General features: G+C 71.6%; 20 protein-coding genes and 1 riboswitch. Of the genes, 10 read left to right on the top strand and 10 right to left on the bottom strand.

Translation table 11 applies throughout. From position 1 onward, the window contains the following. Positions 1–27: 27 nt before the first annotated feature. From IEZ01_RS19985 to IEZ01_RS19975, 3 genes are all read left to right on the top strand, one after another. Positions 28–222 (top strand): hypothetical protein, encoded by a 195-nt coding sequence (locus IEZ01_RS19985; RefSeq protein ID WP_019884469.1) that lies wholly within the window; start codon positions 28–30, stop codon positions 220–222. 27 nt (positions 223–249) lie between these two features. Further along, complete coding sequence (locus IEZ01_RS19980) at positions 250–969, top strand: lysophospholipid acyltransferase family protein (RefSeq protein WP_019884470.1); 720 nt, start codon at positions 250–252, stop codon at positions 967–969. A 64-nt stretch (positions 970–1,033) separates the two neighbouring features. Beyond that, positions 1,034–2,077, top strand: coding sequence for an NAD-dependent epimerase/dehydratase family protein (locus tag IEZ01_RS19975; RefSeq protein WP_028797258.1), 1,044 nt, complete (start codon positions 1,034–1,036; stop codon positions 2,075–2,077). Positions 2,078–2,132: 55 nt separating this feature from the next. Here IEZ01_RS19975 and IEZ01_RS19970 read toward each other — a convergent pair whose 3' ends face one another. From IEZ01_RS19970 to IEZ01_RS19935, 8 genes are all read right to left on the bottom strand, one after another. Further along, positions 2,133–3,710, bottom strand: coding sequence for an alpha/beta hydrolase (locus IEZ01_RS19970; RefSeq protein ID WP_189202895.1), 1,578 nt, complete (start codon positions 3,708–3,710; stop codon positions 2,133–2,135). 127 nt (positions 3,711–3,837) lie between these two features. Further along, on the bottom strand, positions 3,838–4,584 hold the full coding sequence (locus tag IEZ01_RS19965; protein ID WP_019884473.1) for an urease accessory protein UreD: 747 nt from the start codon (positions 4,582–4,584) through the stop codon (positions 3,838–3,840). Beyond that, complete coding sequence (gene ureG, locus IEZ01_RS19960) at positions 4,581–5,258, bottom strand: urease accessory protein UreG (RefSeq protein ID WP_189202892.1); 678 nt, start codon at positions 5,256–5,258, stop codon at positions 4,581–4,583. The genes IEZ01_RS19965 and ureG overlap by 4 nt, the downstream gene beginning before the upstream one ends. Before the next feature lie 15 nt (positions 5,259–5,273). Beyond that, complete coding sequence (locus IEZ01_RS19955) at positions 5,274–5,936, bottom strand: urease accessory protein UreF (RefSeq protein ID WP_189202890.1); 663 nt, start codon at positions 5,934–5,936, stop codon at positions 5,274–5,276. 10 nt (positions 5,937–5,946) lie between these two features. Then, complete coding sequence (locus IEZ01_RS19950; protein WP_019884476.1) at positions 5,947–7,668, bottom strand: urease subunit alpha; 1,722 nt, start codon at positions 7,666–7,668, stop codon at positions 5,947–5,949. Next, positions 7,661–7,972, bottom strand: coding sequence for an urease subunit beta (locus tag IEZ01_RS19945; protein WP_019884478.1), 312 nt, complete (start codon positions 7,970–7,972; stop codon positions 7,661–7,663). Before IEZ01_RS19945 ends, IEZ01_RS19950 begins: the two co-directional genes overlap by 8 nt. A gap of 16 nt (positions 7,973–7,988) precedes the next feature. Further along, positions 7,989–8,291, bottom strand: coding sequence for an urease subunit gamma (locus IEZ01_RS19940; protein ID WP_019884479.1), 303 nt, complete (start codon positions 8,289–8,291; stop codon positions 7,989–7,991). 190 nt (positions 8,292–8,481) lie between these two features. Then, on the bottom strand, positions 8,482–8,766 hold the full coding sequence (locus IEZ01_RS19935; protein ID WP_019884480.1) for a type II toxin-antitoxin system Phd/YefM family antitoxin: 285 nt from the start codon (positions 8,764–8,766) through the stop codon (positions 8,482–8,484). 57 nt (positions 8,767–8,823) lie between these two features. On the opposite strand from IEZ01_RS19935, the gene IEZ01_RS19930 reads away from it, so the two are divergent. From IEZ01_RS19930 to IEZ01_RS19920, 3 genes are all read left to right on the top strand, one after another. Beyond that, complete coding sequence (locus IEZ01_RS19930) at positions 8,824–9,447, top strand: ATP-dependent Clp protease proteolytic subunit (protein ID WP_019884481.1); 624 nt, start codon at positions 8,824–8,826, stop codon at positions 9,445–9,447. 6 nt (positions 9,448–9,453) lie between these two features. Further along, positions 9,454–9,759, top strand: a complete 306-nt coding sequence (locus IEZ01_RS19925; RefSeq protein WP_019884482.1) for a hypothetical protein — start codon at positions 9,454–9,456, stop codon at positions 9,757–9,759. 374 nt (positions 9,760–10,133) lie between these two features. Next, positions 10,134–10,251, top strand: a riboswitch (cyclic di-AMP (ydaO/yuaA leader). A 3-nt stretch (positions 10,252–10,254) separates the two neighbouring features. After that, on the top strand, positions 10,255–10,731 hold the full coding sequence (locus tag IEZ01_RS19920; protein WP_019884483.1) for a C40 family peptidase: 477 nt from the start codon (positions 10,255–10,257) through the stop codon (positions 10,729–10,731). 54 nt (positions 10,732–10,785) lie between these two features. Here the strand turns inward: IEZ01_RS19920 and IEZ01_RS19915 are convergent, their stop codons facing one another. Next, positions 10,786–11,241 (bottom strand): ATP-binding protein, encoded by a 456-nt coding sequence (locus IEZ01_RS19915; protein ID WP_019884484.1) that lies wholly within the window; start codon positions 11,239–11,241, stop codon positions 10,786–10,788. 238 nt (positions 11,242–11,479) lie between these two features. Here IEZ01_RS19915 and IEZ01_RS19910 point away from each other — a divergent pair, with 238 nt between their 5' ends. Beyond that, on the top strand, positions 11,480–12,337 hold the full coding sequence (locus IEZ01_RS19910) for a helix-turn-helix domain-containing protein (protein WP_028797260.1): 858 nt from the start codon (positions 11,480–11,482) through the stop codon (positions 12,335–12,337). A gap of 13 nt (positions 12,338–12,350) precedes the next feature. After that, on the top strand, positions 12,351–12,560 hold the full coding sequence (locus tag IEZ01_RS19905) for a DUF397 domain-containing protein (protein WP_078513235.1): 210 nt from the start codon (positions 12,351–12,353) through the stop codon (positions 12,558–12,560). Here IEZ01_RS19905 and IEZ01_RS19900 read toward each other — a convergent pair. Further along, positions 12,549–13,709: an 8-amino-7-oxononanoate synthase gene (locus tag IEZ01_RS19900; protein WP_189202888.1), complete on the bottom strand. Its 1,161-nt coding sequence runs from the start codon at positions 13,707–13,709 to the stop codon at positions 12,549–12,551. The genes IEZ01_RS19905 and IEZ01_RS19900 overlap by 12 nt on opposite strands. A 145-nt stretch (positions 13,710–13,854) precedes the next feature. Between IEZ01_RS19900 and bioB the strand changes: the two genes are divergently transcribed. After that, positions 13,855–15,045, top strand: a complete 1,191-nt coding sequence (gene bioB, locus IEZ01_RS19895) for a biotin synthase BioB (protein ID WP_189202886.1) — start codon at positions 13,855–13,857, stop codon at positions 15,043–15,045. After that, the gene (locus IEZ01_RS19890; protein ID WP_189202884.1) at positions 15,038–16,333 is read left to right on the top strand and encodes an adenosylmethionine--8-amino-7-oxononanoate transaminase; all 1,296 of its coding nucleotides are present in this window, start codon (positions 15,038–15,040) and stop codon (positions 16,331–16,333) included. The genes bioB and IEZ01_RS19890 overlap by 8 nt, the downstream gene beginning before the upstream one ends. Positions 16,334–16,369 lie beyond the last annotated feature (36 nt).

The raw sequence follows: 16,369 nt of genomic DNA, 5'->3' as shown, positions 1-16,369 counted from the left end.
AACGGCCGCGTCCGGAGGAGGACAGTGATGTCCGGTTCCACGAAGATCATGGCTGTGATCACCGTCTGTGTACTGGTGATCACCACCGCGTACACGGTGGCGCTCGGCAGCAACGGCTGGCTCTGGTTCGGCCTGGTGGTGCTCACGCTGGTCACGATCGGTGTGGCGGCGACGAATACGGGTACAGGACCGGGCGCCGGTGGCCGTCCTGGGCGGACCTGACCGGCCCGGCCGAGTCAGGGGGCGCCCGTGTTCTACCAGCTGCTCAAGTATGTCCTGCTGGGGCCGCTGCTGCGGCTGCTGTTCCGGCCCCGGATCGAGGGGCTGGAGCACGTCCCGGAGCAGGGCGCGGCGATCGTCGCGGGGAACCATCTGTCCTTCTCGGACCACTTCCTGATGCCGGTGGTGCTCAAGCGGAGGATCACGTTCCTGGCCAAGCAGGAGTACTTCACCGGCCCGGGGCTCAAGGGCCGGCTGACGGCCGCATTCTTCCGCAGCGCGGGCCAGATCCCGGTGGACCGCTCCGGCAAGGAGGCGGGCCGGGCGGCGATCCGGGAGGGGCTCGGGGTGCTCGCCCGGGGTGAGCTGCTCGGCATCTACCCGGAGGGCACCCGCTCGCACGACGGCCGGCTCTACAAGGGCAAGGTCGGGGTCGCGGTGATGGCGCTGACCGCAGGTGTGCCGGTGATTCCGTGCGCGATGGTGGGGACGTTCGAGATCCAGCCGCCGGGCAAGGTGGTGCCGAAGGTCAAGCGGGTCACGATCCGGTTCGGCGCACCGCTGGACTTCTCCCGGTTCGCCGGGATGGAGCAGGAGAAGACCGTGGTCCGGGCGGTGACCGACGAGATCATGTACGAGATCCTGGCGCTGTCCGGGCAGGACTACGTGGACGACTACGCGGCGAAGGTGAAGGCCGCCGAGACCGAACAGGCAGGTCACGGCGGAAAGTTCCCCTGGCGGCGACGCTGACGGCGGATCCGCGCTCGGCTGAACGGTCTGGGCGCGGGGCGGGGGCGGGCGTAGCGTCCCGGCCATGACCAGGGGAATCGTGTGTGTCGTCGGAGCGACAGGGCAGATCGGCCGTGCGGCGGTGACCGCGCTGGCCGCGGACGGATGGGAGGTGGCCGCCGCGTCGCGCGGCGGAGGGCGGGACGAGAACTGGCCGGACGGGGTGCGCGCGGTGGCGCTCGACCGGGACGAGGAAGGCGCCCTCGCGGCGCTGGTCGGTGACGGGTGCGACGTCCTCGTCGACGTGGTGGCATTCGACACCGGGCACGCGCGCCAGTTGGGCGCGCTGGCCGGGCGGATCGGTTCGGCGGTGGTGGTCTCCAGCGGGGCGGTCTACCGCGACGAACGGGGGCGCAGCTTCGACACCCAGGACGAGCCTGACGGCTTTCCGCGCTACCCGGTGCCGATCCCGGAGTCGCAGGCGACGGTCGAGCCGGGCGGGGCGACCTATGGGACGCGGAAGGTGGCGCTGGAGCGGGAGTTGCTGGCGCTGGGTGAGCGCCTGCCGACGACGCTGCTGCGGGCGGGTGCGATCCACGGGCGGCACTGCCGCTCCCCGCGTGAGCTCTACTTCGTGCGTCGGGCCCTGGAGGGGCGGCCGGTGCGGGTGCTCGCGTACGGCGGCCGGTCCCGGTTCCATCCGGTCCATGTCTCCAATCTCGCGGAGCTGATCCGGCTGGCGGCCGCCCGGCCGGGTGCCCGGGTGCTCAACGCGGGCGATCCGGACGTGCCGACGGTCGCGGAGATCTCCGCCGGGGTCGACGCGGTCCTCGGGGTGAAGAGCGAGACGGTCCTGGTGGAGGGCGCGCCGCCGCCCGGCGGGGTCGGGCTGACGCCGTGGAGCGGGGTCCATCCGGTCGTCTACGACATGGCGGCGGCCGAGCGGGAGCTCGGGTACCGGCCCGTCACCACGTACGCGGACGCGCTGCCCGCCACCGTGGAGTGGATGGCCGGGGCGCTGGCCGGGCGGGACTGGCGGGAGGTGTTCCCGAACCTGGTGAAGTACGAGGAGGCGTGGTTCCCGTACGCCGCGGAGGACGCCTGGCTGGCGGAGCGGGGCCGGGCCTGAACGGCGAGGAGGGACGGCCGGTGGTGTCCGGCCGCCCCTCCTCCGTGCCGTCGTACTACGGCTTCGGCGTGGCGTGCGGGGCGCACGTCACATCGGCGCTGTCCACCGCGCCGGTCAGCAGGTAGGCATCCACCCGCTGGTTGACGCAGGGGTTGGTGACGCCGGTGACGCCGTGCGAGCCGGCGTCCTTCTCGACGATCAGACGCGAGCCCTTGAGGCGCTTGTGCAGCTCGACCGCGCCCTCGTACGGGGTGGCGGCGTCACGCTCGGCCTGCACGATGAGGACCGGCGGCAGGCCCTTGCCGGTCTTCACGTCGACCGGGGTGTGCTGCTTCGAGGGCCAGGTGGCGCACGGCAGGTTCATCCAGGCGTTGGACCAGGTCAGGAAGGGGTTGTCGCGGTGGAGGCGGGTGTTGTCCCGGTCCCACTTCTTCCAGCTGGTGGGCCACTTGGCGTCCGCGCACTCGACGGCGGTGTAGACGGCGTTGCCGTTCTCCGCGCGGATGTTGCCCGCGGTGTCGCTCATGTCCGGGCCCGCCGCGTCGACGAGGGCCTGGGTGTCACCGGCGAGGTACTTGCTCCAGGTCTGGGCGACCGGCACCCAGGAGGAGTCGTAGTAGGGAGCGCCCTGGAAGAAGCCGATGAGCTCGGCCGGGCCGACGACTCCGCCGATGGGGTTCTGCTTGGCGGTGGCGCGCAGCTTCAGCCACTGCGCCTCGACCTTCTCGGGGGTGTCGCCGATGTGGAAGGTGGCGTCGTTCTTGGCGACCCACGCCTTCCAGTCGTTCCAGCGCATCTGGAAGGCGACGTCCTGGTCGAGGTTGGCCTGGTACCAGATCTTGTCGCGGGACGGGTTGACGACGCTGTCGACGACCATGCGGCGGACGTGGCCCGGGAAGAGGGTCGCGTAGACCGCGCCGAGGTAGGTGCCGTAGGAGACGCCGAGGAAGTTGAGCTTCTTCTCGCCGAGGGCGGCGCGGACGACGTCCAGGTCGCGGGCGGTGTTCGGGGTCGTCATGTGCGGCAGCATCGAGCCGCTGCGCTCGGCACAGCCGTCCGCGTACTCGGCGGCGAGCTTGCGCTGGGCGCGCTTGTCGGCCTCGCTGTCGGGGACCGGATCGAGCTTGGGCGCCTTGACGAACTCCTGGGGGTCGACACAGGAGATGGGGGTGGAGCGGCCGACGCCGCGCGGGTCGAAGCCCACGAAGTCGTACGCCTTGGCGGTGTTGACCCAGAGCGGGTGCTTGCTGGTGACCCGGGCCGGGAAGCGCAGGCCCGAACCGCCGGGGCCGCCGGGGTTGTAGATGAGGGCGCCCTGACGCTCGGCCGCGGTGCCGGTGTTGCCGATGCGGTCGACGGCTATGGATATCTGCTTGCCGTTGGGCCGTGCGTAGTCGAGCGGAACGGTCACGAAGCCGCACTGGATCGGCTTGGCGAGGCCCCAGTCGGCGGGGCAGTCGGCCCAGTCGATGCCCTTCTTGGCGGCGCGCTCCGCGGCGATCTTGACGCCGCGCGCCTCGGACGGCCCACCGGACCGGCTGTCGGCGCCGGCGGTGGGCGCCGCGATCGCGCCCGCGAAGAGCGTGCCCGCCACCAGGGCACCGGCCGTGCCGAGTGCTGCTGTTCGTCTCACGTAGATACTCCCCCTGCTGGTCGGTCGGGTCCGAGGGGGATCCTTTCGCCTGGCGGGCTCCCACGGCCAGGGAGGGCAGGCGTTTCTTTACCGAACCCATAACCGGTACGGGCCGTTCGCTGAGCGGTCAGCCGGTGAGGTCGTCCAACGCCCGGTCCAGGACGCGCCGGAGCAGACGCGCGTCGGCGGCGAGGGCGGTGACGAGCACGGCGGGGCCGGCGAGCGGGGTGAGAACGGCGGTTTCGCCGAGAAGCCGGGGTTCGGCTGGTTTGTCGGCCATGTCTGGGTCGACGAGCAGGAGTTGCCCGACGGCGCGGTGTCCGCCGAGGACCGCGCCGCCGTCCCAGCCTACCGACGCGCCCGGCCCGTAGCGGAGCTCCTGGTCGAGCAGTGGCGCTCCGGCGCGGTGGACGGTGAGCCGGGTGGTGAGCGTGCCGGGTTCCTCGCCGTGCCGTCCGAGGATCTGCTCCTCGCGCAGGACGAGCCGTGCGGTGGCGGCGAGTTGGACGGTGGTGCGCATGCACAGCTCCGATCCGTACGCGGAGATGAGCTGTTCGGGCAGCCAGCGCAGTTCGGCGTCCTCGCCGACGGTGAGCCGGACGTCGTAGTGGGCGGGTGCGGGGGTCCGGCCCGGGAGGGCGACGGTGGCGGCGGCCGCGTCGACGAGGAGCCGCGCCCCGTCCCGTACGTCGGCCTCCAGGGCCAGCCGGTCGCCGCCGAGCGGGGCGCTCATCGCCCCGACGACGGTGACCCGGGCGTCCGCGTCGGGGCCGGTGGTGCGGGTGCGGCGCAGGGCGAGTGGCCCGTCGCTCTCCAGGACGGGCAGGCTCCCGCCCGGGGCCGCGGTGATCCTGGCGGTTGCGGTCAGGCTCATGCGGCCCAGTCGGCGAGCCGCGCGCGGATCCAGTCGGCGACCGGGGCGACGCCGTCCTGTCCGGTGAGGGAGGTGAAGACGACGGGGAGTTCGCCGCGCTGTTCCTTGGCGTCGCGGGCCATCCGCTCCAGGTCGGAGCCGACGTACGGCGCGAGGTCGGTCTTGTTGACGACGAGCAGGTCCGCGGTGGTGACGCCGGGCCCGCCCTTGCGTGGGATGTCGTCGCCGCCGGCGACGTCGATGACGAAGATCTGCGCGTCGACGAGGCCCTTGGAGAAGGTCGCGGTCAGATTGTCGCCGCCGGACTCGACCAGGATCAGATCGAGCGGGCCGACGGCGTCCTCCAGGTCCTCGACGGCTTCGAGGTTGGCGGAGATGTCGTCACGGATGGCGGTGTGCGGGCAGGCGCCGGTCTCCACCGCCTGGATGCGCTCGGGCGGCAGGACGGCGTTGCGGAGCAGGAATTCGGCGTCCTCGCGGGTGTAGATGTCGTTGGTGACGACGGCGATGGAGAGCCGGTCGCGCAGGGCGCGGCAGAGCGCGGCGACGGTGGCGGTCTTGCCGGAGCCGACGGGCCCGCCGAGGCCGACGCGCAGGGCGCGGCGGGTGCCGTCGGGGCGGTGGGCGTCGGCGGACACGGCGGACGGGCCGTCGTGGGAGTGGTCGAGATGCATGGTTCTCCAGGTGGGTCAGGAGGCGAAAAGGCGTACGGGCCAGGCCGCGTGCTGTTCGGCGGCGATGTCGAGGAGCGGTGCGGAGGCGGCGGGCAGGTGGTCGATGCCTTGGCGGGCGGCGGCCGCCGCCCGCTCGGCGACCTGGTCCATCTCGGGCGCGAGCCGGGCGAGGACGGCGGTGGCCTGGAACGGGTCCAGGCTGAGGAGGCGTACGGCGGCCGACGCGGGGCCGGACACCGTCTCGTACACGACGCAGTGCGCGGCGTCCTCGGGGCCGAGTCCGGCGGCGCGGGCGGCGAGGCCGAGGACGACGGGCTGATGGGTGCCGCGGGGGAACGCGGCGGCCAAGGCGTCGAGTTCGGCGCAGGGCCAGGTCGCCCGCGCGGCCCGGGTCATCTGCCGGCCGAGCTTGCGGGCCGCGCTGCGCAGGGCGAGCGAGGGCGTGCGGGCGTCGGCGGCCCGGTCGAGCTCGTACGGGTCGTGGCCGAGCGCGGCCGCGGCGGCGAGGGCCGCCGAAGTGAGGCCGGTGGTGTGCAGACGGCCCCGGCAGAACGCGGCGAGGCCGGCGGCGTCGGTGATCCGGCCGGCCTTGACGGCGGCCTCGGCGCCGCCGGAGTGGGCGTGCCCGCCGGCGGGGAAGCGCCCGTCGGCGAGCACGAGGAGTGCGGAACGTCTCATCACCGGCTCGTCAGAAGAGGAAGTACCGCTGGGCCATCGGCAGTTCGGCCGCAGGGTCGGGCTCGACCGGGGTGCCGTCGATGGTCACGGTGAAGGTGTCGGCGTCGACCTCGACCCGGGGCAGGGCGTCGTTCTCGCGCATGTCGGCCTTGGTGACCCTGCGGGTGTTCGCGATCGGGACGAAGGATTTGCCGAGGCCGAGCCGGTCGGGCAGGTCGTCCTCGATCGCCGCCTGGGAAACGAAGTTGAGGGAGTTCGCGGCCGGGGCCCTGCCGAGCGCGCCGAACATCGGCCGGGGCAGTACGGGCTGGGGCGTGGGGATTGAGGCGTTGGCGTCGCCCATCTGCGCGTAGGCGATCTGGCCGCCCTTGAGGACGACCAGCGGCTTCACCCCGAAGAAGGCGGGCTCCCAGAGCACCAGGTCCGCGAGCTTCCCCGGCTCGACGGAGCCGATCTCGTGGTCCAGGCCCTGAGCGACGGCCGGGTTGATCGTGTACTTGGCGACGTAGCGGCGCGCCCGGCGGTTGTCGGCGCGGCCGTCGCCGGGCAGGGCGCCGCGCCGCCGCTTCATGACGTGCGCGGTCTGCCAGGTCCGCAGGATCACCTCCCCCACCCGTCCCATCGCCTGGGAGTCGGAGGAGATGATGGAGATGGCGCCGAGGTCGTGCAGGTGATCCTCGGCGGCGATCGTGGAGGGCCGGATCCGGGACTCGGCGAACGCCAGGTCCTCGGGGACGGCGGGGTTGAGGTGATGGCAGACCATCAGCATGTCGAGGTGTTCCTCGATGGTGTTGACGGTGTGCGGCCGGGTCGGGTTGGTGGAGCTGGGGAGGACGTACGGCTCCGAGACCACGGTGATGATGTCCGGGGCGTGCCCTCCGCCGGCGCCCTCGGTGTGGTACGCGTGGATGGTGCGTCCGCCGATCGCCGCGAGGGTGTCGCCGACGAACCCGGCCTCGTTCAGGGTGTCGGTGTGGATGGCGAGCTGGGCGCCGGTCTCGTCGCAGACGCCGAGGCAGGCGTCGATGACGGCCGGCGTCGCCCCCCAGTCCTCATGGATCTTGAAGCCGAGGGCGCCGCCCCGGAGTTGGGAGTGCATGGCCTCGCGCGACATCGTGTTGCCCTTGCCGAGCAGCCCGATGTTGACCGGGTAGGCCTCCAGCGCCTCGAACATCCGGGCAAGGTGCCAGGGGCCGGGGGTGATGGTGGTGGCTTTGGTGCCTTCGGCGGGTCCGGTGCCGCCGCCGACCAGGGTGGTGATGCCGGAGGCGAGGGCCTCGTCGACGACGGTCGGCGAGATGAAGTGGATGTGGGTGTCGACGCCGCCGGCGGTGAGGATCCGGCCGTTGCCGACGACGACCTCGGTCTCTGGGCCGATGACCAGGCCGGGGTGGACCCCGTCCATGGTGTCGGGGTTGCCGGCCTTGCCCAGGGCCGTGATACGGCCGTCGCGGATACCGACGTCGGCCTTGACGACACCCCAGTGGTCGAGGACGACGGCGCCGGTGATGACGGTGTCCGGCGCGCCCTCGGCCCTGGTGGTACGGGACTGGCCCATCGACTCGCGGATCACCTTGCCGCCGCCGAACACCGCCTCGTCGCCCGCGCGGCCGGGGCCGCCGCAGCGGTCCTCCTCGATCTCGACGAGCAGATCGGTGTCGGCGAGCCGGATCCGGTCCCCGGTGGTGGGGCCGAACAGATCCGCGTACACGGCCCGGTTCATCTCAGGCATCGAGCGGCCCTCCGGTCTCGCCGCGCAGCCCGGGCACGATCCGGCGGCCGGCCAGGGGGACGAGTTCGACGTCGACGGGGATGCCGGGTTCGAAGCGCACCGCGGTGCCGGCCGCGATGTTGAGCCGCAGGCCGCGGGCGGCGGCGCGGTCGAAGTGGAGGCCGGGGTTGGCCTCGGCGAAGTGGTAGTGGGAGCCGACCTGGACGGGCCGGTCGGCGGCGTTGAGGACGGTGACACGTGTGACCGGACGGCCCGCGTTGAGGGGCACCGGGGTGTCGGCGTAGAGGATCTCTCCGGGGATCATCGGCGGCGCGCCCCGCTCACACGATCGGGTCATGGACGGTGACGAGCTTGGTGCCGTCGGGGAAGGTGGCCTCGACCTGCACGTCGTGGATCATCTCCGGGATCCCGGTCATGACCTCGTCGCGGGTGAGCACCTTGCGCCCGGAGGCCATGAGTTCGGCGACGGTCCGGCCGTCCCGCGCGCCCTCCAGGATGTGCGAGGTGATCAGGGCCACGGCCTCGGGATGATTCAGCCGCACCCCGCGCGCCCTGCGTTTCTCGGCGACGTCCGCGGCCACATGGATGAGCAGGCGTTCCTGCTCATGCGGGGTCAGTTGCACGCTTCCACCTCACACTTGTCCACCAGGCGAGAGGCCTGGACGCAGCCGGACCCTACCGATCTTGGACAGGGCTCCGATCGGCTGTGACGGCCCACAGGGTCAGACATTGCACGTTAGGGCGGAAGTTTTTCCGGCTCGTTAACTGGAGCTTTGCGCGTCCATGGTCATCGGGGAGCGCGCGTGGCCGCTGTCACCCTGAGCTGTCTCCCGGCTGCCGGTGCTTGGCGGCGATGCCGAAGCGGCCCTGTTCGCCGGGAGCGGACGTCAGCGTGCGGACGGTGGAGACGGAGCTGATCACCTGCTCCTCGGTCTCCTGCCCGGCGCTCTCCAGACGTTCCAGGTCAGCGGCGGAGACCAGGGCGACGAGCGGTTTGCCATGGCGGGTCACCACCACGCGCTCGCCGCCGTACACGACGCGGTTGATCAGATCGGCGAGCTCTGCCCGCGCTTGCGTCACCGGAATCTCGTAGGCCATGCTCCCATCATAACGGTCTGTACGTCCTGTACATTTTTTACAGAAGGAGGCGCCCTCATGCAGCTTCGTCACGTACTCCCCGAGTTCACCGAGCGCACCAGCTTCGGCATCCGCACCCTCGACCCGTACTCCAAGCTCCTGGAGAACCGGATCGTCTTCCTGGGCACCCCGATCGACGAGGCTTCGGCCAACGACGTGATCGCGCAGCTCCTGCACCTCGAGTACGCCGACCCGGACCGGGACATCTCGCTGTACATCAACTCGCCGGGCGGAGCGGTCAGCGCCATGTCGGCGATCTACGACACGATGCAGGTCGTCACCTGCGACGTGGAGACCACCTGCCTCGGCCAGGCCGCGTCGACGGCCGCCGTACTGCTCGCCGCCGGCGCGCCCGGCAAGCGGCTGGCGCTCCCTGGGGCGCGGGTGGTGGTCGAGCAGCCCGCGACGGGTGAGCCGGTCCAGGGGCAGCCGTCCGACCTGGAGATCCAGGCCCGCGAGGTGCTGCGGCTGCGGGACCAGCTCGCCGGGATGCTCACCCGCCACACCGGACAGAGCCGGGAGCGGATCGACGCCGACATCGAGCGGGCTCGCGTCTTCGACGCGACGCGGGCCAAGGAGTACGGACTGGTGGACCATGTCATCAGCAGCCGCGGGGCGAGCGGTGCGGGCCGGATCGGCTGAGCGGGGATGGTTCCCGAGCTGCCGCCGCTCCCGGCACTGACGCGCGCGGAGGGGGAGTTCGTCGACGCGTATCTCGCGGTGGTGGATCTCCTCGGCCGGATCAATCCGGCGCGTACCGAGCACACCTATGGCGCACTGCGGGCCGCTCAGGCCCTGGTGGGGCGCGCGGCCGCCCTGCGCGACGCACTGGACCTGATGCACGCGCGCGGGGAGATCGAAGTGCATGCGGAGACTTTGGCGCGCGCCCTGCGGGTGTTGGACGGGGAGCGGCGGTCGGGGCGAGTGACCGTACCTCGTATGCCCGCCGGTTGACAGACACGCGGACTCTGTCCAGAGCCAGTCGTGATCCCCTGTTCGGTGGACCTGATAGCCCGTCCGCTGCGCGGGGCGAGTTGCACAACCCGAGTACACATCTGGCCGAACCGGATGTTCCGCCGCTGGTACAACGCTCATCAAAGCAGTCGGAGGTTACGCGGAACCGACGTCGTCCACCCGAATGGACCAGTCGTGACGAGACTCACATATCGCCGTTTCGTCTCGGAAATCGGACCAGCCGTGCGTCAAGATCCCTGACGACGACAAGCCCCCGCCACCACGGCGGGGCGGTCCGGGCGGACGCCGAGTCCTGCCGCCGCTCCGGATGTCTGGTCGACAGGAGTGGATCGGCAGGAGTGGAGGACCCGAGCAAGACGGGACGGCCGGACAGTGGGGCTGTTCCTCGGGGTGAAGCCGCGTCAGCGGCCGGGCAACTTCGCCAGCCCGAACCCGACAGGCCATCCTTCACAGGCGGCTGACGAAGGGTTGCGCATGAGCGCGCAGATTCATGTCCCGTTCCTGCTGTCCCGCGCCGGAGCAGTCTCCGCCCTCACCCTCGCCGCCGTCGGCGGCACGCTGCTTGCCCCGGGAGCCGCTCCGGAGGCCGAGGCAGCGACGTTCCACGCCGCGAAGGCACTGAAGGTCGCCGTGTCCAAGAAGGGCTCGCCGTACCAGTACGGCGCGGCGGGCCCGTATCGCTTCGACTGCTCGGGCCTCACGCTCTACTCCTACAAGAAGGCCGGCAAAGCCCTGCCCCGCACCGCACAGGCCCAGTACAACCGCACCCGGCACATCTCCGCCTCCCACCGCCGCAAGGGAGACCTGGTCTTCTTCCACTCGGGGCGGGGCGTCTACCACGTGGGGATCTACGCCGGTCACGGCAAGATCTGGCACTCACCCAAGACGGGATCGTGGGTGAAGCTGGACCGGATCTGGACCTCCCGCGTCTGGTACGGGCGCGTGAACTGACAGAGCGCCAGGGGGTGGGCCGCCCCGGGTATCCCACTCCGGGGCGGCCCACCCCTAGGCGACGGGGGCTCCGGTCAGTTCGGGTCCCGCGGCCACGGTCCAGGGCACGGCGATGCGTACGGTCTTGCCGCCTTCGGCGGTGGGGAGCACGAAGAGGCGGCCGCCGCACTCGGCGATCAGCCAGCGGATGATGGCCATGCCCCGGCCGTTGTCCTGCTGGACGGCGGCGGGGAGGCGTTTGGGCCAGCGCGGATGGCTGTCGGTGACGCCGATGTGGAGCTCCTCGTCGCGTTCGAGGCGCACGTCGACGGTGAAGGTGGGTGACTGTCCGAAGGTGTGCTGGACGGCGTTGGTGGCCAGTTCCGAGACGATGAGCCGGACGGTCTCGGCGACCTCGGCATCGTCGGGGAGGCCCCAGGCTGCGAGCACCTCGGCGACATATCTGCGGGCGGCGGAGACCGAGGCGGGATCGCTCGGCAGAGTGACGGTTGCTTCCTGGTGGTCTGCCATGGCGACGCTGTCCCTTTCCCACCGGGGCCGGACTCCGACACGGAGCGGATGTTCTGTGAGGTCGGCCGCGGTTTGCGCTTCGCGCCAGAGTGCCACTGATGGTGCTGTCCTGGGTGTCGATCCACCAAGATATGCATATATCTGTCGCTCGATGCGGTGAACTCTGCCACCCGGGACCGTGCCCGACGGGCACACTGGCCCGTTGGCCACGCGCGGAAGGGAGTCGGTGATGCGGGGCATGCGCCATGGGCCCGCCGTGCGTCGGCGCAAGCTCGGCGAGGAGCTGCGCCGGCTCCGTCTGGACGCGGGGCTGACCAGCGGCGAGGCGGCCGGTCTGGTGGGCTGGCACCAGTCGAAGGTGAGCCGGATCGAGACGGGTGCCAGCGGGGTGGCCACCGCCGATGTGACCCGGCTGCTCGATGCCTACGGGGTGGCCGAGCCACGGCTGCGGGCGCTGCTCGAGGCGCTGGCCGGGGCGGCCGACGGAGGCGGCTCGGGGTGGTGGCACGCCTATCGTGGGGTGATTCCGCCGCAGTACCGCGACTTCATCAGCCTGGAGTCGCAGGCCCGGACGGTGCGCACGCTGGAGACGTCGGTGGTGCCGGGGCTGCTGCAGACGCCCGAGTACGCGCGCGCGGTCACGCAGTCGGCGCTGGACGGACTGCCGACGACGACGGTCGACTCGCTGGTGGAGGTGCGGCTGACGCGGCAGGAGGTGCTGCGGGCCGATCCCCCGCTGGAGTTCAGCGCGGTGCTGGACGAGGCGGTGCTACGGCGACAGGTGGGCGGCCCGGGAGTGATGAGGGCGCAGTTGCGGAAGTTGGTGGAGTGGGGCGCGTTGCCTCATGTCCGGTTGCAGGTCCTGCCGTTCACGATGGGCGGGTACATCGGCCTCTCCGGGCCTTTCGTTATCTTCTCCTTTCCGAACATTTCTGATCTGGACGTTGTCGTTCTCGACCACTTGACGAGTAGCCTCTATCTGGAGCGGAATGACGACCTCGACGCGTACAGCGCCGCGTTCCGCGCCATGCAGGAGCACGCCCTTTCGACCGACGATTCGTTGGAACTCATCGCCGGAATCAGTGACGGCGCGTAGGGAGGCACCCCCGATGTCTGCTTACCTCGCACGACAGCAGAACTCCTCGACCGACGGCTTACAGTGGCGGCGCAGCAGCCGCAGCGTCGGGATGAACAACTGCGTCGAGACGGCCCTTCTCGGCGGCTCGGCCCTCGCTGTACGGGACTCCAAGGACACCACCAGGCCACCGCTTCGTTTCTCGGCGGCGGCCTGGACCTCGTTCACCAGGTCACTTCTCTGACGGGGCGGTCCGCAGGATCGTGCTGACCGCCGCGCCGATCTGCTCGTCGTCAAGATCGGCGCGTGCGGTCAGCCGCAGCCGGGAGATGCCGTCCGGTACCGACGGGGGACGGAAGCAGCCGACGGCGAGGCCCTGTTCCCGGCAGTCCGCCGCCCAGCCCAGCGCCGCCTGCGGCGAGGGCGCCCGTACGGACACCACGGCCGCGTCCGGACGCGCGGCGCTCAGCCCGGCCTCCGTGAGCAGCCGGTGGAGTGTGGCGGCGACGGTACGGGCCCGTCCGGCCAGCTCCGGTTCTTCCCGCAGCAGCCGCAGGCTCGCCAGCGCGGCGCCCGCCGCGGCCGGGGCGAGGCCGGTGTCGAAGATGAACGTACGGGCGGCGTTGACGAGATGGGCGACGACCCGGGCCGGCCCGAGGATCGCTCCGCCCTGGCTGCCGAGCGACTTGGAGAGGGTGACGGTCGCGACGACGTCCGCGTCGCCGGCGAGCCCGGCGGCGTGCAGGGCACCCCGGCCGCCCTGTCCGAGGACCCCGAGACCGTGGGCGTCGTCGACGACGAGTGCGGCGCCGTACGCGCGGCACGCCGCGGCGAGGGCCTGAAGCGGCGCCGCGTCCCCGTCCACCGAGAAGACCGAGTCGCTCACGCACAGGGCCCGGCGCTCCGGGTGGGCCTGGAGCGTCTTGCGTACGGCCTCCGGGTCGGCGTGCGGCACGACCGCGGTCTCGGCACGGGAGAGCCGGCAGCCGTCCACGATGGACGCGTGGTTCCCGGCGTCGGAGACGATGAGGCCGTCTGGGCCGGTGAGGGCGGTGAGCGCGGCGAGGTTGGCCGCGTAGCCGGAGGAGAAGACCAGCGCGGCCTCGAACCCGCAGAAGTCTGCGAGTTCCCGCTCCAGCTCGGCGTGGAGTTCGGTGGAGCCGGTCACCAGACGGGAGCCGGTGGCGCCCGCGCCCCAGCGGCGGGCCGCCGCCGCGGCCGCCTCGGTGATCTCGGGACGGCGGGTCAGCCCGAGGTAGTCGTTGCCCGCGAGGTCCATGAGGTCCGACTCGGCTGCCCGGGGACGGAGCGTACGGACGAGTCCGGCCTCCTCGCGGCGGCGCGCCTCGGCGTCGGTCCAGTCGAATGGAGTCCGGTGCGTGTCCCCGTACATGTGGCGGATCCCTTTTGTAGGCAGCGCACAGACCCTAACCGGCCGGGGTCGAGGTCAGAGTGTGGCGATACACACACCTCAAACGGGCTCTGTTGTTGAGTTCCTCCTTGGCCAGGGGGTGCGCCGTAGGAAAAGATCGGCTCTCATGGACCTGCTGAACACGCTGGTGGAGAAGGGGCTGCGGCGCGAGCTGCCGAGCCGTGAAGAAGCGCTCGCCGTACTGGCGACCTCCGACGACGATCTGCTCGATGTGGTGGCCGCGGCCGGGAAGGTCCGCCGCCAGTGGTTCGGGCGCCGGGTGAAGCTCAACTACCTGGTCAACCTGAAGTCCGGACTCTGTCCCGAGGACTGCTCCTACTGCTCGCAGCGGCTGGGCTCCAAGGCCGAGATCCTCAAGTACACCTGGCTGAAGCCGGACGAGGCGTCCCAGGCGGCCGCCGCCGGTGTCGCCGGTGGCGCCAAGCGGGTCTGTCTGGTGGCCAGCGGCCGCGGCCCGACCGACCGGGACGTCGACCGGGTCGGCAAGACCATCGAGGCCATCAAGGAGCAGAACGAGGGCGTCGAGGTGTGTGCCTGCCTCGGCCTGCTCTCCGACGGCCAGGCGGAGCGGCTGCGGGAGGCCGGCGCCGACGCGTACAACCACAACCTCAACACGTCCGAGGGGACGTACGGGGACATCACCACCACCCACACCTACGCGGACCGGGTGGACACCGTGCAGAAGGCGCACGCGGCGGGCCTCTCCGCCTGCTCCGGGCTGATCGCGGGCATGGGCGAGAGCGACGAGGACCTCGTCGACGTCGTCTACGCGCTGCGCGAGCTGGGCTCGGACTCGGTGCCGGTCAACTTCCTCATCCCCTTCGAGGGCACCCCGCTCGCCAAGGAGTGGAACCTCACTCCGCAGCGCTGCCTGCGGATCCTCGCGATGGTCCGGTTCGTCTGCCCCGACGTCGAGGTCCGTATCGCCGGCGGCCGCGAGGTGCACCTGCGCTCGATGCAGCCGCTGGCGCTGCACATCGCCAATTCGATCTTCCTCGGCGACTACCTCACCAGCGAGGGCCAGGCCGGCAAGACCGACCTGGACATGATCGCGGACGCCGGTTTCGAGGTGGAGGGCACGGGCACGCCGACGCTGCCCGCGCACCGCGTGGACGTGGAGCGGGAGGCCGAGGGCTGCGGCACGGGCAGCAGCTGCGGCTCCGGTTCGGTGTGCGGCTCCTCCGCGGCGGACGTTCCGGCCGAGCCCGCGGCCACGGCCGAGGTGCCGGAGGCCCGTACGGACCTGGTGGCGGTCCGCCGGCGGGGCGCCGGCACGGATCTGGCCCCCAATGCGTGACCGTTCCCTCGGTCACGACGAGCTGCTCGCCCTGGACCGGGCCCACGTCTGGCATCCGTACGGCCCCATGCCGGGCCGCGCGGAGCCGCTGGTCGTGGAGTCCGCGTCCGGCGTACGGCTGAAGCTCGCCGAACCCGTCCACGGGCAGGACGAGTTGATCGACGGCATGTCGTCCTGGTGGTCGGCCGTGCACGGCTACAACCACCCGGTCCTCAACGAGGCCGTGACGGACCAGCTCGGCCGGATGAGCCATGTGATGTTCGGCGGGCTCACCCACGAGCCCGCTGTCAGGCTCGCCGCCCGGCTGGTCGAGATCACCCCGGAGCCGCTGCGCCATGTCTTCCTCAGCGACTCCGGCTCGGTCGCCGTCGAGGTCGCGGTCAAGATGTGCCTGCAGTACTGGCGCTCCATCGGCCGCCCGGCCAAGCGGCGGCTGCTGACCTGGCGCGGCGGCTACCACGGCGACACCTGGCAGCCGATGGCGGTGTGCGACCCCGACGGCGGTATGCACGAACTGTGGCAGGGCGTGCTGCCCCGGCAGGTCTTCGTGGACGCGCCGCCGGCCGCGTACGAGGAGTCGTACGCCGAGATGCTGCGCACCGAGATCGGGCGGCACGCCGACGAGCTCGCCGCCGTCGTCGTCGAGCCGGTGGTCCAGGGCGCGGGCGGCATGCGCTTCCACGCCCCGGAGTATCTGCGGGTGCTGCGGGAGGCCTGCGACGAGCACGGCGTGCTGCTGATCTTCGACGAGATCGCCACCGGCTTCGGCCGTACGGGCACGCTCTTCGCAGCGGACCAGGCCGCCGTCTCCCCCGATGTGATGTGCCTGGGCAAGGCGCTGACCGGCGGCTATCTGTCGATGGCGGCGACGCTGTGCACCGCGCGGGTGGCCGACGGCATCTCGCAGGGTGAGGTGCCGGTGCTCGCGCACGGGCCGACCTTCATGGGCAATCCGCTGGCGTCGGCGGTGGCGGACGCCTCCATCGGACTGCTGCTGTCGCAGGACTGGGCGGCGGAGGTCAAGCGCATCGAGGCGGGCCTGAACACCGGTCTCGCGGCGGCGAAGGAGCTGCCCGGGGTACGTGAGGTGCGGGTGCTCGGCGCCATCGGCGTCGTCCAGCTCGACCACCCGGTGGACATGGCCGCGGCGACCGCCGCGGCAGTGCGGGCGGGCGTGTGGCTGCGGCCCTTCCGCGATCTGATCTACACGATGCCGCCGTATGTGACCGGTGACGAGGACCTCGCGCGGATCTGCGCCGGGGTGTGCGCCGCCGCGGCGGCGGGCTGAGAACGGGCCGGCCCCCGGCCGGCCGTGGGACGTGCG

Origin of the sequence: Streptomyces purpureus (genome assembly GCF_014648195.1) — a bacterium.
In the GTDB taxonomy this organism is placed as follows: domain Bacteria; phylum Actinomycetota; class Actinomycetes; order Streptomycetales; family Streptomycetaceae; genus Streptomyces; species Streptomyces purpureus.
Note: the sequence above shows the minus strand (reverse complement) of the source record. Positions and strands in the feature narration are given on the sequence as shown.

Excerpts from the sequence above, each read along its gene's own strand:
- IEZ01_RS19985 (WP_019884469.1), top strand. The coding sequence starts at position 28 with ATGTCCGGTTCCACGAAGATCATGGCTGTGATCACCGTCTGTGTACTG.
- IEZ01_RS19900 (WP_189202888.1), bottom strand. The coding sequence starts at position 13,709 with ATGTACGGGGACACGCACCGGACTCCATTCGACTGGACCGACGCCGAG.
- IEZ01_RS19905 (WP_078513235.1), top strand. The coding sequence starts at position 12,351 with ATGTCTGCTTACCTCGCACGACAGCAGAACTCCTCGACCGACGGCTTA.
- IEZ01_RS19915 (WP_019884484.1), bottom strand. The coding sequence starts at position 11,241 with ATGGCAGACCACCAGGAAGCAACCGTCACTCTGCCGAGCGATCCCGCC.
- IEZ01_RS19930 (WP_019884481.1), top strand. The coding sequence starts at position 8,824 with ATGCAGCTTCGTCACGTACTCCCCGAGTTCACCGAGCGCACCAGCTTC.
- IEZ01_RS19935 (WP_019884480.1), bottom strand. The coding sequence starts at position 8,766 with ATGGCCTACGAGATTCCGGTGACGCAAGCGCGGGCAGAGCTCGCCGAT.
- IEZ01_RS19925 (WP_019884482.1), top strand. The coding sequence starts at position 9,454 with ATGGTTCCCGAGCTGCCGCCGCTCCCGGCACTGACGCGCGCGGAGGGG.
- IEZ01_RS19975 (WP_028797258.1), top strand. The coding sequence starts at position 1,034 with ATGACCAGGGGAATCGTGTGTGTCGTCGGAGCGACAGGGCAGATCGGC.
- IEZ01_RS19955 (WP_189202890.1), bottom strand. The coding sequence starts at position 5,936 with ATGAGACGTTCCGCACTCCTCGTGCTCGCCGACGGGCGCTTCCCCGCC.
- IEZ01_RS19945 (WP_019884478.1), bottom strand. The coding sequence starts at position 7,972 with ATGATCCCCGGAGAGATCCTCTACGCCGACACCCCGGTGCCCCTCAAC.
- IEZ01_RS19950 (WP_019884476.1), bottom strand. The coding sequence starts at position 7,668 with ATGCCTGAGATGAACCGGGCCGTGTACGCGGATCTGTTCGGCCCCACC.
- IEZ01_RS19965 (WP_019884473.1), bottom strand. The coding sequence starts at position 4,584 with ATGAGCCTGACCGCAACCGCCAGGATCACCGCGGCCCCGGGCGGGAGC.
- IEZ01_RS19910 (WP_028797260.1), top strand. The coding sequence starts at position 11,480 with ATGCGCCATGGGCCCGCCGTGCGTCGGCGCAAGCTCGGCGAGGAGCTG.
- IEZ01_RS19890 (WP_189202884.1), top strand. The coding sequence starts at position 15,038 with ATGCGTGACCGTTCCCTCGGTCACGACGAGCTGCTCGCCCTGGACCGG.
- ureG (WP_189202892.1), bottom strand. The coding sequence starts at position 5,258 with ATGCATCTCGACCACTCCCACGACGGCCCGTCCGCCGTGTCCGCCGAC.
- IEZ01_RS19920 (WP_019884483.1), top strand. The coding sequence starts at position 10,255 with ATGAGCGCGCAGATTCATGTCCCGTTCCTGCTGTCCCGCGCCGGAGCA.
- bioB (WP_189202886.1), top strand. The coding sequence starts at position 13,855 with ATGGACCTGCTGAACACGCTGGTGGAGAAGGGGCTGCGGCGCGAGCTG.